At 70.2% G+C, this 14,984-nt stretch carries 12 protein-coding genes and 1 pseudogene; 5 read left to right on the top strand and 8 right to left on the bottom strand.

The window, feature by feature from the left end:
* Window positions 1–71 precede the first annotated feature (71 nt).
* Window positions 72–650, top strand: a complete 579-nt coding sequence (locus ABXJ52_RS00420) for a TetR/AcrR family transcriptional regulator (protein ID WP_367038272.1) — start codon at window positions 72–74, stop codon at window positions 648–650.
* 199 nt (window positions 651–849) lie between these two features.
* On the opposite strand, the gene ABXJ52_RS00415 is transcribed toward ABXJ52_RS00420, so the two are convergent.
* On the bottom strand, window positions 850–1,290 hold the full coding sequence (locus ABXJ52_RS00415; RefSeq protein WP_367038270.1) for an OsmC family protein: 441 nt from the start codon (window positions 1,288–1,290) through the stop codon (window positions 850–852).
* Between the two features lie 200 nt (window positions 1,291–1,490).
* Between ABXJ52_RS00415 and ABXJ52_RS00410 the strand changes: the two are divergent.
* The 3 genes and pseudogenes from ABXJ52_RS00410 to ABXJ52_RS00400 form a co-directional block, all read left to right on the top strand.
* A pseudogene (locus tag ABXJ52_RS00410) lies at window positions 1,491–1,714 on the top strand (VOC family protein); the annotation flags it as partial.
* A gap of 155 nt (window positions 1,715–1,869) precedes the next feature.
* The gene (locus ABXJ52_RS00405; RefSeq protein ID WP_367038268.1) at window positions 1,870–2,298 is read left to right on the top strand and encodes a DUF5959 family protein; all 429 of its coding nucleotides are present in this window, start codon (window positions 1,870–1,872) and stop codon (window positions 2,296–2,298) included.
* Between the two features lie 248 nt (window positions 2,299–2,546).
* Entirely contained in the window at window positions 2,547–4,019 is a 1,473-nt protein-coding gene (locus ABXJ52_RS00400; protein WP_367038266.1) for an MFS transporter, read from the top strand.
* A 103-nt stretch (window positions 4,020–4,122) separates the two neighbouring features.
* Here the strand turns inward: ABXJ52_RS00400 and ABXJ52_RS00395 are convergent, their stop codons facing one another.
* Complete coding sequence (locus ABXJ52_RS00395; protein WP_367038264.1) at window positions 4,123–4,470, bottom strand: hypothetical protein; 348 nt, start codon at window positions 4,468–4,470, stop codon at window positions 4,123–4,125.
* 50 nt (window positions 4,471–4,520) lie between these two features.
* Here ABXJ52_RS00395 and ABXJ52_RS00390 point away from each other — a divergent pair, with 50 nt between their 5' ends.
* The gene (locus ABXJ52_RS00390; protein ID WP_367038262.1) at window positions 4,521–5,216 is read left to right on the top strand and encodes a tryptophan 2,3-dioxygenase family protein; all 696 of its coding nucleotides are present in this window, start codon (window positions 4,521–4,523) and stop codon (window positions 5,214–5,216) included.
* An 89-nt stretch (window positions 5,217–5,305) separates the two neighbouring features.
* Here ABXJ52_RS00390 and hemG read toward each other — a convergent pair whose 3' ends face one another.
* The 6 genes from hemG to ABXJ52_RS00360 form a co-directional block, all read right to left on the bottom strand.
* Window positions 5,306–6,703 carry a protoporphyrinogen oxidase gene (hemG, locus tag ABXJ52_RS00385; RefSeq protein WP_367038260.1) on the bottom strand — a complete coding sequence of 466 codons (1,398 nt, stop codon included), beginning with the start codon at window positions 6,701–6,703 and terminating at the stop codon, window positions 5,306–5,308.
* On the bottom strand, window positions 6,691–7,974 hold the full coding sequence (locus ABXJ52_RS00380) for a TIGR04053 family radical SAM/SPASM domain-containing protein (RefSeq protein ID WP_367038258.1): 1,284 nt from the start codon (window positions 7,972–7,974) through the stop codon (window positions 6,691–6,693). The genes hemG and ABXJ52_RS00380 overlap by 13 nt, the downstream gene beginning before the upstream one ends.
* Complete coding sequence (gene narI / locus ABXJ52_RS00375; protein ID WP_367038256.1) at window positions 7,971–8,699, bottom strand: respiratory nitrate reductase subunit gamma; 729 nt, start codon at window positions 8,697–8,699, stop codon at window positions 7,971–7,973. The genes ABXJ52_RS00380 and narI overlap by 4 nt, the downstream gene beginning before the upstream one ends.
* Window positions 8,696–9,415, bottom strand: a complete 720-nt coding sequence (narJ, locus tag ABXJ52_RS00370) for a nitrate reductase molybdenum cofactor assembly chaperone (RefSeq protein WP_367038254.1) — start codon at window positions 9,413–9,415, stop codon at window positions 8,696–8,698. Before narJ ends, narI begins: the two co-directional genes overlap by 4 nt.
* Window positions 9,416–9,546: 131 nt before the next feature.
* Window positions 9,547–11,016 (bottom strand): nitrate reductase subunit beta, encoded by a 1,470-nt coding sequence (narH, locus tag ABXJ52_RS00365; protein WP_367038252.1) that lies wholly within the window; start codon window positions 11,014–11,016, stop codon window positions 9,547–9,549.
* Complete coding sequence (locus ABXJ52_RS00360; protein WP_367038250.1) at window positions 11,016–14,666, bottom strand: nitrate reductase subunit alpha; 3,651 nt, start codon at window positions 14,664–14,666, stop codon at window positions 11,016–11,018. Before ABXJ52_RS00360 ends, narH begins: the two co-directional genes overlap by 1 nt.
* Between the last annotated feature and the right edge of the window lie 318 nt (window positions 14,667–14,984).

The following is a 14,984-nucleotide window of genomic DNA, read 5'->3' as shown; positions in this document are numbered from 1 at the left end:
GGTGGCTGCGTTAGGGGACTGTAGGAAGGTTGCCTCGTAAACGCAAGTAGTAACTGCGTTAAGGTGGAGGCATGGAGGACCAACAGCGAGCCCGACGGCCCGGCGGGCGCAGCGCCCGCGTCGCCGCGGAGGTGCACCAGGCCGTCACCGACCTGATCAACGAGCGCGGCTACGGCAACTTCACCGTCGGCGAGGTCGCGGCCCGCGCGGGCGTGGCGGACAGCAGCATCTACCGCCGGTGGGGCGGTCTGGACGCCCTGCTCACCGACGTGGCGCTCAACCGCCTCAACGCGCAGTCCCCGATGCCCGACACCGGGAGCCTGGACGGCGACCTGCGCTCGTACGCGGCCGCCGTGGCCCGTGAGATCACCGGCCCCGACGGCCTGTTGTTGGTGCGCCTGGCTGTCGCCCTGTCGAGCACTGGTCAGCAGGGTCTGCAGGCGCGTGACGCACTCCGTGACGAACGCACGCGGCAACTGCAGTCCATGCTCGATCGCGCCCAAGAACGTGGCGAACACGCGCCCGACGCGCTCGGGGTGCTGGACCACATCCTGGCCCCGATGTACATCCGCGTCTTGTTCGGCATGGGCCCGCTGACCCGGGGCTATGTCGACGGGCTGGTCGACCGATTGCTGGCACCCGCTGCGTGACGTCCCGCGGCGGGCGTCCGGCCCCCGGCCGGCTTATGCGCCCTGGCCGGAGTCGTCGACGGGGAGGCCGTCGCCGCGGCTCAGTTCATGCTTGGTCCCCCGCCCGCGGGAGAGGCTCCGCGCCGAACTCGCGGACGTGGTGGATGGCCTGCGGCGCCGAAGCTCGCCGACCGGCTTGCTCCGACGCCGCCTTCACACGTCAGGCGCCCTCAGCGTTGTCGGACACGGTCACGCCGACCGGTGTGCCCGCCTCGACGGTGCGGCTGACCGTGCAGAGCCGGTCGTGCGAGGTCTTCACGGCTCGCGGCAGGATCGTGCGGGCGCGTTCCCCTGACGGGCCGTCCGGGAACGCGACGGAGAAGGCGACGTCGAGGTCCGACATCCGGTTGCCGCTCTCGTCCTCGACCTTGTTGCCGGTCACGGTGAGGGAGAACGTGATGGGTTCCTCGTGACGGCTCGTGGCGACCTCCACGTCGGCCGCCGTGCAGCCGCCGATCGCCGCGAGGAACAACTCGACCGGCGTGAAGTCGGTCCCCTCGCCGGTGCCGAAGCTCAGCGTGCCCCCGCGGGCATTGGTCACGGTGAACCGTCCCGGGCCGGCCCGTTCGATGGTGACGGAACGCAGCGAATTGTCAGTCATGGCGACGACAGTACTGTCACGCCCCGCGGACCGCCGTCATGTCGCGCCCCGCACCGAGCACCGACAGTCGGGGCATCGCCAAGACGACGTCCGCACTGAGCGGTTCCTCCGCCTCGGTCCCTCCCGTCTGATGGCCCTGGTCAAGAGATCTGGGACCTGGCGGGCGGGCGACCTACGCTGAGCCCCGTCCGTACTACCTCGGCAAGGTCGAGATCGGCTCCTGGGTCCCGGCCGTCGAGGACGTCCGGGCCCGCCAGATGTCGCCCCCCTGGTGTTCATCCGTGTGCCCGAGGGAAAGACCATCAAGAATCGGCTTCATCTCGACGTGAGCCCGATCGACAAAAGCACCGAGGAGGAGGTGACCCAACTGCTCGCCCTCGGGGCCACCAAGGCAGACGCGGGCCAGGGTTCGGACCGGAACTGAGTGGTCATGGCCGTCCCCGAGGGCAACGAGTTCGACGTGCTGCGCACCCTGGCGGTCTCGCCTTCGCATCACTGACAAATGAAGTGGAAGTCGCCCTCCGGCCAGGCGAGGATCTGGGTCACTGATTTCACTGCTTCGCCGACGAGAGGGCAGTCATGGGCGACAGTCCCCCGAGGGAGCTGATCTCCCTCGCGGATGACGAGGGGAACAGCGTCAGGGTCAACGTTCTGAGGCGTGCCCCCAGTTGGAGCACCGGCCTCGACGCCGAGATCGTCGTCAGGACGCCCTTCGTGTGCGGCCGTATCGACCTGGGGCTGTACCTTTCGAGGCTGGAGAGCTGGGCCGACGCGTTGGACCGGCTCGACGCCGGCGAAGACATCGCCTGGATGGAGATGAGCAGAGGGCCATCGATCTTCATCCAGCTCGCCGGCGAGCGTGACTGTCCGGAGGTGGTCGTGGAGGACGAGGGCGGATCCATGGTTACCGTGCGGGTCCCGATCGTCCCGCCGGACGACTGGGTTGCGCACCACCGCCGGCGTCTGCACCAGGTGATGAGTTACTGGGTCCCGATGCTGTCAGGGTAGGAAACGCTGCGCCACCGGCCACGAGCGATCGCCACGTTCGCCCTCATCGCACTCGGTAGGCCCCGAGCCTCCACACAGGGAGGCGAGGGGTCGGCCCCTACCGGCATCGGACACCCGAGGCTGGAAGGGATCGTGGGTGAGGCGTCCATGATGCAGACGGCCGTGACCACTATGCGGACGTACGTACGGACGATTTCCGGCCGATGCGACGATGCGCCGGTACGTCCGCACCACCCCGGAAGGCGCTCGTGAGCTCCACCTCCCCCTTGTCCGGCAGCACGATCCCGGCGACCGCACCGGGCACGGTTCTGATCCGCTCCGCGGCGGACGTCTCCGACCTGGTGAACTCGGGCACGGCCCGCGGCCGGCACGCCAAGATGATCGTGATCATCGCGCTCGGCGGCATCTTCCTCGACGCCTACGACCTGAGTTCCCTCGCCTACGGGCTTCCCGACATCACGGAACAGTTCGGCCTCAGCTCCGCCATGGCCGGCACGGTCACCGCATCGATCAGCGTGGGATCGCTCGTCGGCGCTCTCGTCGGCGGCTGGCTGGTGGACCGGATCGGACGCTACCGGGTCTTCATGGCGAATATGCTCTTCTTCGTCGTGACCGCGCTCGTGTGCGCGCTGGCGCAGGACGTGTGGACGCTCATCGTGGCGCGCTTCGTGATGGGCATCGGTGTCGGCATGGACATCCCCGTCGCGATCGCGTTCCTCGCCGAGTTCTCCCGGCTGCGCGGCAAGGGCAGCAAGGGCTCACGTACGGCTGCCTGGTCGCCCGCCTGGTACGCCGCGACCAGCGGCTGCTACCTGGTGATCATGTTGCTGTACTTCCTCCTGCCGGACGCCCAGCTGGGCTGGCTGTGGCGGTTCACGGTCGGTTTCGGCGCCATCCCCGCGCTGCTGGTACTGCTGCTGCGCCGGCGCTACATGAACGAGTCCCCGACCTGGGCCGCCGACCAGGGCGACCTGGAAGGCGCGGCGCGGATACTCCGGCAGTCCTACGACGTGGACGCGCGCGTCGCCGACGATGTACCCGCGCAGGCGCCCCGCCCGCCCAAGCCCGGCCTCGCCGCGTACGCACGGCTCTTCACACCTCCGTACCGCACCCGCACCATCCAGTCGGTGACGGTCGGTCTGGCGGAGACCTTCGGCTACAACGCGGTCGCGTTCGGGCTGCCGATCATCATCGCCACCCTGATGACGCAGGGCCCGCTGACCACCATTGCTTCCTCGTTCGCCCTGAACCTCCTCTTCGCCCTGACCGGCGGACTGCTCGGGATCCGCTGGGCGTCGACCCGCGGCGCCTGGCCGATGATGACGCTGGGCTTCGCGATCCAGTTCGTCGCCATCACGGTGCTCGGCCTCATCGCGGACCCCTCCGGCACGGCCGCTGTCGCGGCAGGGATCCTGATGCTCGGCGCGTTCATGTTCGCCCAGGGCTTCGGCCCCGGCGCGCACATCATGAGCTACGCCTCGCTGGGCTTCCCCACGTCGATGCGCGGCGTCAGCATCGGCTTCAACCAGGCGGTCCTGCGCCTCGGTTCGACGCTGACCCTGTTGTTCTTCCCCATCCTCAGCAGCGGCCTGGGCACCCACGTCTACTGGGTCATCCTCGCCGCCCCCGTACTGGGTCTGATCGCACTGCTGGCCAAGCGCTGGGAACCGGTCGGCTTCGACGCGGACGCAGAGGAACGGGCCCGGCGCACGGCGTCGTAGAGCCGCCTCGTCAAGCACAGCAGCAGGCTCACGCCGATCAGCGCGGCGACCGACACGACGAACATCAATTTCGCGCGCAGGATCCTGATGCCGTAGAGCAAGGTCAGGGGAAGCATGACGAGTCGGCCTCGGTCTGCGGCTCGTATTCCTGGAACGCCTGGTACAGCGCGGTCACTTCGGGATTGGTGAGGCCCGGGTCGGGCTCTCCCGCGCGCATCAGCGGCCATTGCTCGTTGACGACGACACGCACGTACGCACCGACGGCGTTCGTCACCCGGCGTTCCTGGCCGGCCGGGAAAGCGGAAGCGTCACGCAATACCTCGGCGGTCTGGCTGGCCTCGAGCGCGACGTTGGTCTCCGCGGCGTTGAGGCCCTCCCACTCGGCCACGACGACAAAGGCCAGGATGATGCCGTAGATCGCGGCGTACATGCCGAGCACGACGCCGATCATCTCGTTGTGGGTGCCCAGTGGGCCCACTGCCCAGCCGGGACGTGGGCCAGATGGACGAGGCAGAGCTGCGGCACACGCAGGCGACCAGGTCTGCTGGAGATGCGGCGCCGCGCCCTGCCCTGTCATCCCGCTATGAGGACCAGCACATGGACCATCGTACGGACGAAAAAGAACCTGCTGACGACGAGAGCCCGTATGCGGCCTATTTGCACGTGGCGCAGCTTCTCGCTCTGCAGCAGCCGCGTACCCGACCTGCCCGGGGCGCCCAGTGGTGCGATGAGCACCTGTTCATCGTGGTGCATCAAGCTTCGGAGCTTCTCCTCGCCCACGCCCTGGTCGAGCTGCGGCAGCTTCGCCACTCGACGGGCGGCGTGCCCGGCGCCGCCCAGGTCACGCTTCAGCGGGTGCACGACCTGCTGTGCCAGCTCGAAGGCCTGCTCCCCCTGCTCGACACGTTGACCGACAAGGACTTCGCCTCCTTCAGGCCCCTGCTCGGCGAGGGCAGCGGTGGGCAATCCGTGCAGTTCGCCGAGCTGTTCCATCACATCGCCCAGCCGCGATGCGGCGCACCCGTACCGGTTGCGCACGCACGAGACGTGGACGCGAGTGTGTCCCGTGTGCGTGAGGCGGCAAAAAGCTGGAAAGAACGGCACCTGCGCCTGGTGGAACGGATGATCGGAAACCAGCCTGGTACCGACGGCACGGCCGGAGTCGCCTATCTCCGCTCACGCCTCGGCTCTTCGTAAGCACCCCTGAACCGGACCGCGTGCTCTGCCCTTCCCGACTTGATGATCCGTTACGCGCTCTCGCTGCGGGGTAGCCACCGCCGCGTGGTTCAACGCCCCTCCAGCGACCGCTCCGCCGCCGCCCGTCCCGTCGCCACGCACGCGGCGACACCCACTCCCTCGTACAGCGCCCCGCACACCTCGACCCCGGGCAGCATGCCGATCGCGTCCCGGATCGCGGCCACGCGGTCGGCGTGCCCGACCTCGTACTGTGGGAGACCCTGCGGCCAGCGGGTGACCCTCGACTCCAGCGGTTCGCCCAACGGGCCCAGCGCGTGGGCCAGTTCCCGCTGCGCCAGGCCGATCAGGCGCCGGTCGTCGAGGCCGATCAGGTGCTCCTCGCTCACCCGGCCCACCGAAGCGCGCAGGATGAGCTTCGATGGCGCATCGGCGCCCTGCCAGGGCCACTTGTGGGAGAGGATCGTTGCCGCTTTGATGGTCCGACCGTCCACCGGGGGTACGAGAAAGCCGTTCAGGCCCGGCGAGGGACCGCCCTGCCGTGAGCGGGCGAACGCCATGGTGATCACGGCCGATCCGGCATGGCGGACGCCGTCGAGCTCGGCCTGCGCGGCCGGGGAGTGCGGGCCGAGCAGCGTGGCCGCCGCGTGCGCCGGCAGCGCGATGATGAGCGCATCGGCGTCCAGCGTCGTCGGGCCCCGGCCGGTGGCCACGTGCACGCGCCAGCCCCCGCCCGGTACGCGTTCCAGGGCGAGGGCGGTGCTGTGTGTGAGGACGCGGGCGCCGCTCGCCGCGGCCACCGCGCGGGGCAGCCTGCCGGTGCCGCCCACGATGCCGCGGACCACGCTCGGCCGGGTGCCCGTGGCCGGCGGCCGGCTCTCCCGGCGGCGGCGCAGCCAGGCGAGCAGCGAGTCGCCCGACGCGGCTGCCGGGGCGAGGAACGGCATGGCCGAGCGCAGGGAGAGCCGGTCGGTGCGGCCCGCGTAGATCCCGCCGAGGAGCGGTTCCACGAGGCGGTCCACCGCTTCCCGGCCGATCCTGGGGACCAGGTAACCGGCGATGTTGATGTCCGCCCCCTCGGCCAGGGCGGGGCTCGCGGGGATGGCCTCTTCCTGGACGAGCCGGGCGAGGCCTTCGGGGGACAGCAGCCCGGTGCCGTCGAGGGCGGCCGGGTCCGCGGGGATGCCCATCACGTGCCCCGCGGGCAGCGGGCGTAGGGCGTCGCGGGTCCAGAAGGTGACGGGGGCGGGCGCCGGGTCGCACAGGCTCTCCCCGAGGCCGACCTCCTCGGCGAGCCGTACGGCCTCGGGCCGCAGCGCCATGATCGACTCCGCGCCCTCGTCGACGGGTGTTCCGGCCAGGACACTGGTACGCAGCTTGCCGCCGACGCGGTCGCCCGCCTCCAGGACGGTGACCTCGGCCTTGCCGCGCAGTTCCCAGGCCGCGGCGAGACCGCTGATGCCTCCGCCGATGACGATCACAGAACGCACGTGGACTCCTTGCCGGGGGACTCGGGAGTGTCGGCAGCCTCCGGGGCCTCAGGGGCCTCGGGGGCGCCGGGAGCGTGAGCGGAGCCCGGTCCATCCACTTCGCCCGGCTCGTATGCGCACCAGGGGTCCTCGGCCAGGTAATCGCCGGTGACCGCGTACGCCCGCGAGCGCGAACCGCCGCACAGGGACCGGTACGCGCAGCGCCCGCACTTGCCGCGCAGGAGCCCGGGGTCGCGGAGCTGGGTGAAGAGCGGTGAGTGGCGGTAGATGTCGGTCAGCGGGCGGTGCTTGGTGTTGCCCGCCGACAGTGGCAGGAAGCCGCTCGGCGTCACCTCGCCCGTGTGGGACACGAAGACGAAGCCGCGCCCCGACGAGACGTCCATCGGCGGCCTGCGCACCGCACGCCGCTCCCCGTCGAAGAGCCCGAGCGCGGCGCCACGCGCCGTGAGGCGTGCGTGCAGTTCACCGGTGGCCGGCGTCCCGCCCCGCTCGGCCAGGGCGGTCCGCTGCAGCACGACGCGACGGAAGTGGTGCCCCTCGGTGGTCTTCGTGGCCATGAACGCCCCGCAGTCGTAGAGGAAGTGCAGGACGTCCTCGGTCTCGGCTGCGCTGAGCGAGGCGAGGTCGGTGCCGCGCCCGGTGGGCACCAGGAGGAAACCGGACCACAGCATCGCCCCCTCCCGGCGGACGAGGGCGGCGATGTCGGCCAGGTCGTCGAGGCTGTGCCGCGACACGGTGGTGTTGATCTGGACCTTCAGACCGAGCTCGCGCGCCGTCCGCCAGCCCCGCAGCGTGAGGTCGAAGACCCCGTCCACGCCCCGGAAGGCGTCGTGCCGCGCGGCGCTGGAGGCGTCCACGCTGAGCGAGAGCGCGACGGCGCCCGCGTCCCGCACCGCCGTCAGGTTCTCCCGGGTGAGGGTGGGCGTGCCGGACGGCGACACGGCGACCCGTAGGCCCAACCTCGTACCGTACGAGATCAGTTCACTCAAGTCCGGCCGCTGGAACGGATCACCCCCGGTGATGACGAACAGCGGGTGGGGGCGCCCGAAGGAGGCGATCTGGTCCATCAGGGCGCGCGCCTGCGCCCCGTCCAACTCGTGTGGGCTGCGGCGGGTGTTGGCCTCGGCCCGGCAGTGCAGGCAGGCCAGCGGGCAGGCCCGCGTCGCCTCCCAGATGACGAGGAAGGGCCGGTCGGCCACCGCGTGCCGTGGCGTACGGACGAGCCGCCCAGCGGGAGGCGCCACCGCCCGCTGGTGATGAGCGATCGTCATCGGACCCGCTCCCAGCCGCGCCGCTCCGGGCGCGGGGTGAGCCGCTTCGGGTCCCGGCTGCGGTAGACGACGAAGGGCCGGAACACGTACCGCACCGGGGCGCTGAACATGTGCACCAGGCGCGAGTACGGAATGAGCGCGAAGAGCGTGAAGCCGAACAGGATGTGCAGCTTGAAGGCGAGCGGCGCGCCCGCCATCAGCTGGTAGTCGGGCGAGAAGGTGAACAGCGAACGGAACCACGGCGAGATGCCCTCACGGTAGTTGTAACCGTCCGTCGCTCCGGTCGAGTTGAGGATGGTGGCGAGGAGCCCGAGCACGATCGCGCCGAGCAGGAAGGTGTACATCAGGTGGTCGCTGCGCAGGGTGGCCCGGCGCACGGCGGGCACGGTCAGGCGGCGGTGGAGGAGGATCGCGACCCCGGCGACGGCCGCGGCGCCCGCCACGGCCCCGGTGCCGACCGCCACCAGGTGGTACGTGTGGTCGCTGACACCGACCGCGTCGGTCCACGCCTGCGGGACCAACAGGCCTACGACATGGCCGAGTACGACGAACAGCATCCCGAAGTGAAACAGCGGCGAGCCGATGCGCAGCAGCCGCGACTCGTGCAGCTGCGAGGAGTGGCTGGTCCGGCCGAACCGGTCGTAGCGTGCGCGCCAGACGGTGCCGGAGATCAGCAACGCGATCGAGACGTAGGGCAGGACGCCCCACAGGAGCAGGTCGGTCATGCCGACGGCCTTTCGGAGATTCCGTGCGCGTCGAGGATTCCGTGCGCGGCGGAGGGGGTGGGCCACGGCAGGTCGATGACGGCGCCGAAGGGCTCCAGGGGCGAGCCGATGCCGACGAGTTCCTGTGCCGGCCCCTTGCGTGCCATCGCCTTGGCCTCCTCCCGGGTGCGGGGGGAAGGGCCGGGCAGCGTCGTGCAGAGGGCTTCGAGCACGGCCGCGTAGGGGGTGTCCGCCGCGGCGACGGCGAGGCGCAGCAGTTCGAGGCCGACCCGGTGCTCTTCGAGCAGCTCCGTGCCCGCCTCCGGGCGGCGGACCGCGAAGTCCAGGACGACGGGCAGGAAGTCGGGCAGCTCCTCGTCCTCGTACGGCAGGCCGTGGTCGCGGTAGATCTGCTTGACGCGTACGAGGGACATGCCACGTCGGCGGGTGTCGCCGTCCGCCCACCAAGTCAGGTACAGGCAGCGGCGGTTACGGGTGTCGAAGGTGGACGTGTAGTGCGCGCCCAGGTCGAGCGGCTCGGTGGCCGCGACGTGGTCGAGGAACCCGGCGAGCAGCGCGGCGGCCTCGGGCGTCGCCTCGTCGAGTGCCGCGCGCAGGGCGGGTAGGTCGGCGTAGAGCCGCGTCTCGGGGTACTCCAGGCACCGCCCGACGATCAGCCGCGTGACGTCGTCGGCGGTGACCGGCGCGGTCACGGATGCCACGGCGGGCGCGCTCATGCGGTCCTCCGGGTGGCCCCGAGGTTGAGCAGGACGCGTGCGGGGGCCCCGGTGGCGTTGGGCAGCCCGGCGACCGGGCAGGCCGACTGCGCCTGAGCCTGCGCCCTCGCCGCCACCGGGTCGCCGGCGTCCTAGAACGGATGCGCCTGCGCCAGCGCGTCCGCGTCCGCCCGCGCCGCGCTCGGCACCACGAAGCGGTCCTCCAGCTTGGCGACGGCGAGCAGCCGGAACATGTCCCGCATCTCGACCCCGGTCAGGCCGACCGCCTGCGCTATGCCCTCATCGGGCTCCTCAACGAGGTTGATCCGCCGCATGAAGGCGCGCATGGCGGCCATCCGGTGCAGCACGGCGTCGACGACGTCGGTGTCCCCGGCGGTGAGGATGCCCGCCAGGTACTCCACCGGGATGCGCATCGCGTCGATCGCCCCGAAGAGGTTGCCCGCGTCCTCGCCGTCGCTCCCGGTCGCGGCGACGGCGTCGACCACGGGGGAGAGCGGCGGCACGTACCAGACCATCGGCATCGTGCGGTACTCCGGGTGCAGCGGCAGCGCGACCTGGTAGGTGGCGATGAGGTCGTACACGGGGGAGCGGCGGGCCGCTGCCAGCCACTCGTCGGTGATTCCGGACGCGCGCGCGGCCTCCTGCACGGCCGGGTCGTGCGGATCGAGGAAGCACTCCAACTGGCTCGGATACAGGTCGTGTTCGTCCTCGACGGCGGCGGCATCGCCGACCTTGTCCGCGTCGTAGAGCATCACCCCGAGGTAGCGCATCCGGCCCACGCAGGTCTCGGAGCACACCGTGGGCATGCCGACCTCGACGCGCGGGAAGCAGAAGGTGCACTTCTCGGCCTTGCCGGTGGCGTGGTTGAAGTAGACCTTCTTGTACGGGCAGCCGCTGACGCACATCCGCCAGCCCCGGCAGGTGTCCTGGTCGACCAGGACGATGCCGTCCTCCGAGCGCTTGTACATCGCGCCGGACGGGCACGCGGACACGCACGCGGGGTTGAGGCAGTGCTCGCAGATGCGCGGCAGGTAGAACATGAAGGACTGCTCGAACTCGAAACGGATCTTCTCACCCACCTCGTCGCGGATCTTCTCCACGATCGGGTCGCGCGGCCCGTGCTCGGGCGCGCCGCCCAGGTTGTCGTCCCAGTTCGGACCCCACTCGATCTTCTCCATGGGGGCGCCGGTGACCTGCGAGACGGGCCGGGCGGTGGGCAGGTCGTCGCCCGCCGGGGCCTCGGTGAGGTTCTTGTACTCGTAACTCCACGGCTGGTAGTAGTCGTCGAGCCCCGGCAGGTCCGGGTTGGCGAAGATGGTGCCCAGGCGCTTGGCGCGCGAGCCGGAGCGCAGTCGCAGCTTGCCGGAGCGGGTGCGCTCCCAACCGCCCTTCCACTTCTCCTGGTCCTCCCAGCGGCGCGGGTAGCCCTGGCCGGGGAGGGTCTCGACGTTGTTGAACCAGACGTACTCGGTGCCCTGCCGGTTGGTCCACGTCTGCTTGCAGGTGACCGAGCAGGTGTGGCAGCCGATGCACTTGTCGAGGTTCATCACCATCGCGACCTGTGCCATTACTCGCCTACTGGTGACTCCGTCACGGGGCATCAGTACGCCACCTTCTGGTTGCGGCGGCGGATGACCGTCACCTCGTCGCGCTGGTTCCCGGTCGGGCCCAGGTAGTTGAACGCCCAGGTCAACTGGGCGTAGCCGCCGATGAGATGGGTGGGTTTGAGCATCACGCGGGTGAGCGAGTTGTGGATGCCGCCGCGCCTGCCGGTCTTCTCGGTGCGCGGGACGCCGACGGTGCGCTCCTGGGCGTGGTTCATGTAGACGGTGCCGGGCGGCATCTTGTGGGAGACGATGGCGCGGGCGGTGACGACGCCGTTGCGGTTGACCGCCTCGATCCAGTCGTTGTCGGCCACACCGATCGACTGGGCGTCCTGCGGGGACATCCAGATGGTCTGGCCGCCCCGGCCCAGCGACATCATGTACAGGTTGTCCTGGTACATGGAGTGCACGGCCCACTTGTTGTGCGGGGTGAGGTAGCGCACGGCCACCGTCTTCTCGTCGACCCGGCCCAACTGCGGCTCCCCGTACAGGCGGTGCATGTTCAGTGGCGGCTTGTAGACGGGCAGCGCCTCGCCGACCTCGTGGATCCAGTCATGGTCCAGGAAGAAGTGCTGGCGTCCGGTGAGCGTGTGCCAGGGCTTGAGGTGCTCGGTGTTGACGGTGAACGCGGTGTAGCGCCGCCCGCCGGACTCGCTGCCCGACCACTCGGGCGAGGTGATGACGGGCACCGGGCGGGCCTGGGTGTCGGCGAAGGTGACCCGCTTGCCCTCGGCCTCCGCGGCCAGATGCGCCATGCGGGTGCCGACCTTCTTCTCCAGGGTCTCGAACCCCTGGGTGGCGAGGCGGCCGTTGGAGGTCCCGGACAGCGAGAGGATCGCCTCGCAGGCACGCTGCGCGGTGTCGATACGGGGCCGTCCATCGGCCACGCCGCCCCGTACCGTCCCGTTCTTCGCCCCGAGGTAGTCGACTTCCTCGCCCACGTCGAAGGTGATGGCCTTGGTGGTGACGCCGAGGGTGTCGATCAGCGGGCCGAGCGCGGCGAACTTCTCGCCGACGGCGCCGTAGTCGCGCTCCACGACCGTCAGGTTGTACATGGTGCGCCCCGGCACCGGCTCGCACTCGCCCTTCGACCAGTCGAGCGCGACCCCGCCGGGCTGCGCCATCTCCCCGCCTGGGGTGTCGTGTTGGAGCGCGGTCGCCACCACGTCCTTGCGGACGCCCAGGTGCTCGGCGGCCAGCTCGCCGAACCGGCGGGCCAGCGTGAGGAAAGCGTCGAAGTCGGAGCGCGCCTGCCAGGGTGGGTCGACGGCCGGGGTGAAGGCGTGCAGGAAGGGGTGCATGTCCGTGGAGGACAGGTCGTGCTTCTCGTACCACGTCGCGGCCGGGAACACGACGTCGGCGAGCAGCGTCGTGGACGTCATCCGGAAGTCCATGGCGAGCAGCAGATCGAGCTTGCCCTCGACATCTTTCTGATGCCAGGTGACATCGCGCGGCGCGCAACGCGGCCCGTCGTCGGGCAAGTTGGAGTGGGTGCCGAGCAGATACTTGAGGAAGTACTCGTTGCCCTTGGAGCTCGATCCGAGCAGATTGGCCCGCCACACGGTGAGGACGCGCGGCCAGTTGCCGGGTGCATCGGGGTCCTCGCCCGCGAACTTCAGCTTCCCCGCCTTGAGTTCCTCGACGGTGTGCTGGACGGGATCGTCCGCGTCACCGAGATCCAGGGGGTTACGGTCGAAGGTGGGGTACGACGGCATCCAGCCCATACGGGCGGACGCGGCCAGGCAGTCGGCGCCGCTCATGCCCTCGAAGTGCCCGTCGGCCAGGGGAGAGGAGAGGGACTCGGTGGGCAGGGTGTCGTAGCGCCACTGGTCGGTGTGCAGATAGAACCAGCCCGCGCCGATCATGTGCCTGGGAGGCCGCGCCCAGTCGGCGCCGCTGGCCAGGGTGGCCCAGCCGGTGACCGGGCGGCACTTCTCCTGGCCGACGTAGTGGCCCCAGCCACCGCCGTTGCGGCCCTGGCAGCCGGTGAGGGTGAGCAGGGCCAGGAACGCGCGGTAGATCGTCTCGGAGTGGAACCAGTGGTTGGTCCCCGCCCCCATCAGGATCATGCACCTGCCCTTGGACTGCTCGGCCGTCTGCCCGAACTCCCGGGCCACACGCGCCGCTTGAGCCGCCGGGACGGAGGTCAGCGTCTGCTGCCAGGCAGGAGTGCCCGGCTCCGACGCGTCGTCGTACGAGGTGGGCCACTGACCCGGCAGGCCCTCTCGCCCGACGCCGTACTGCGCGAGCATGAGGTCGAAGACGGTGGTGACGAGGTGCCCGCCGATCCGCCGGACCGGTACGCCGCGCCGCATGGTGGTGTCCGCGTCCTCCTCGAAGCGGGGCAGCACGATCTCGGCGGTGTCACCTCCCGCCTCGCCGTGCAGGGTGAGGCGCGGAACGGTGTCGCCGAGGTCGAGATTCCACTCGGGAGTCTCGTTGCTGCCCCAGCGGTGGCCGAGGGTGCCGTTCGGGACGACGGGGTCGCCGGTCGCGTCGTCGACCAGGACGGTCTTCCACCGCGCGTTCTCGGTGGCCTCGCCGAGGTCGGACGCGTTCAGGAACTTGTGCGGGACGAGCCCCTGCTCGGTGTCCCGCAGGGTGACCAGGAAGGGCAGGTCGGTGTATTGCCGCACGTAATCCGTGAAGAACGGCGTCTGCCGGTCGACGAAGAATTCCTTGAGGATGACATGGCCCATCGCGAGGGCGAGCGCACCGTCCGTCCCGGGGTGCGGATGCATCCATTCGTCGGCGAATTTGGTGTTGTCCGCGAAATCGGGGGACACGGTGACGACTTTCTGCCCGCGATAACGCGCCTCCGCCATCCAGTGCGCGTCGGGGGTGCGCGTCACGGGGACGTTCGAGCCCCACATCATCAGATACGCGGCATCCCACCAGTCGCCCGATTCCGGTACGTCCGTCTGGTCGCCGAAGACCTGCGGGGACGCGACCGGGAGGTCCGCGTACCAGTCGTAGAAGGAGAGCATCGGGGCGCCGATGAGGGAGTGGAAGCGGGCCCCCGCCGCGTGCGAGGCCATGGACATCGCGGGGATGGGCGAGAAGCCCGCCACCCGGTCGGGACCGTGCTCCTTGATCGTGTGCACGTGCGCGGCGGCGGCGATCTCCACCGCCTCCTCCCAGCTGGCCCGGACGAGGCCGCCCTTGCCGCGCGCCTGCTGGTAGGTGCGCCTGCGGACCGGGTCGCGCTGGATGTCGGCCCAGGCGAGGACGGGGTCCTTCAGGTGTTTCTTCGCCTCGCGGTACATCGTCAGGAGGGTGCCGCGCACGTACGGGTGGCGCACCCGCGTCGGCGAGTAGCTGTACCAGGAGAAGGAGGCGCCGCGGGGGCAACCGCGCGGCTCGTACTCGGGACGGTCGGGGCCGACCGAGGGGTAGTCCGTGGCCTGGGTCTCCCAGGTGATGATCCCGTCCTTGACGAAGACCTTCCAGCGGCAGGAGCCGGTGCAGTTCACGCCGTGGGTGGAGTGCACGACCTTGTCGTGGCTCCAGCGGTCCCGGTAGAAGACCTCGCCGTCGCGCCCGCCGGTGTGGTGCACCGACCGCAGGTCCTCGGAAACGTCGGCACGGCCGAAATACCGTCCGGCCTTGAGCAGCGTCTCCGCGGCTCCGCGCTGATTCTGCCGCAACTTGACCCTCCGAGATGGGAGAAACTCCGGCCCCGACTTGCCGACAACTCGCCGGGAAATTCGCTGGCCTGACCAGACCCTATGCCCGCTGACCAGGCAGAACCCCGGGACTTAAGTCCCAGTAGGCAGTGACCTAATTCCGCAATTCCGGCTCCATGTACGTGACATGGTGGAACTCAGGGCCAAATAGCGCGGAGAAAGGGGCTTTTGGCCCGCCGCTCTCTGCTCACCGGCGGTCGCTGCTCGCTGTTCGTCGGCGGTCGCTCGCCGCGCCCGGCGGCCGCTCCTGGGAAGGTCTCTCACTGATGCACAGCAGGG

The sequence above is a fragment of the Streptomyces sp. Je 1-332 genome (assembly GCF_040730185.1).
Classification (GTDB): Bacteria; Actinomycetota; Actinomycetes; order Streptomycetales; family Streptomycetaceae; genus Streptomyces.
This window is presented reverse-complemented; position numbering and strand designations above follow the sequence as displayed.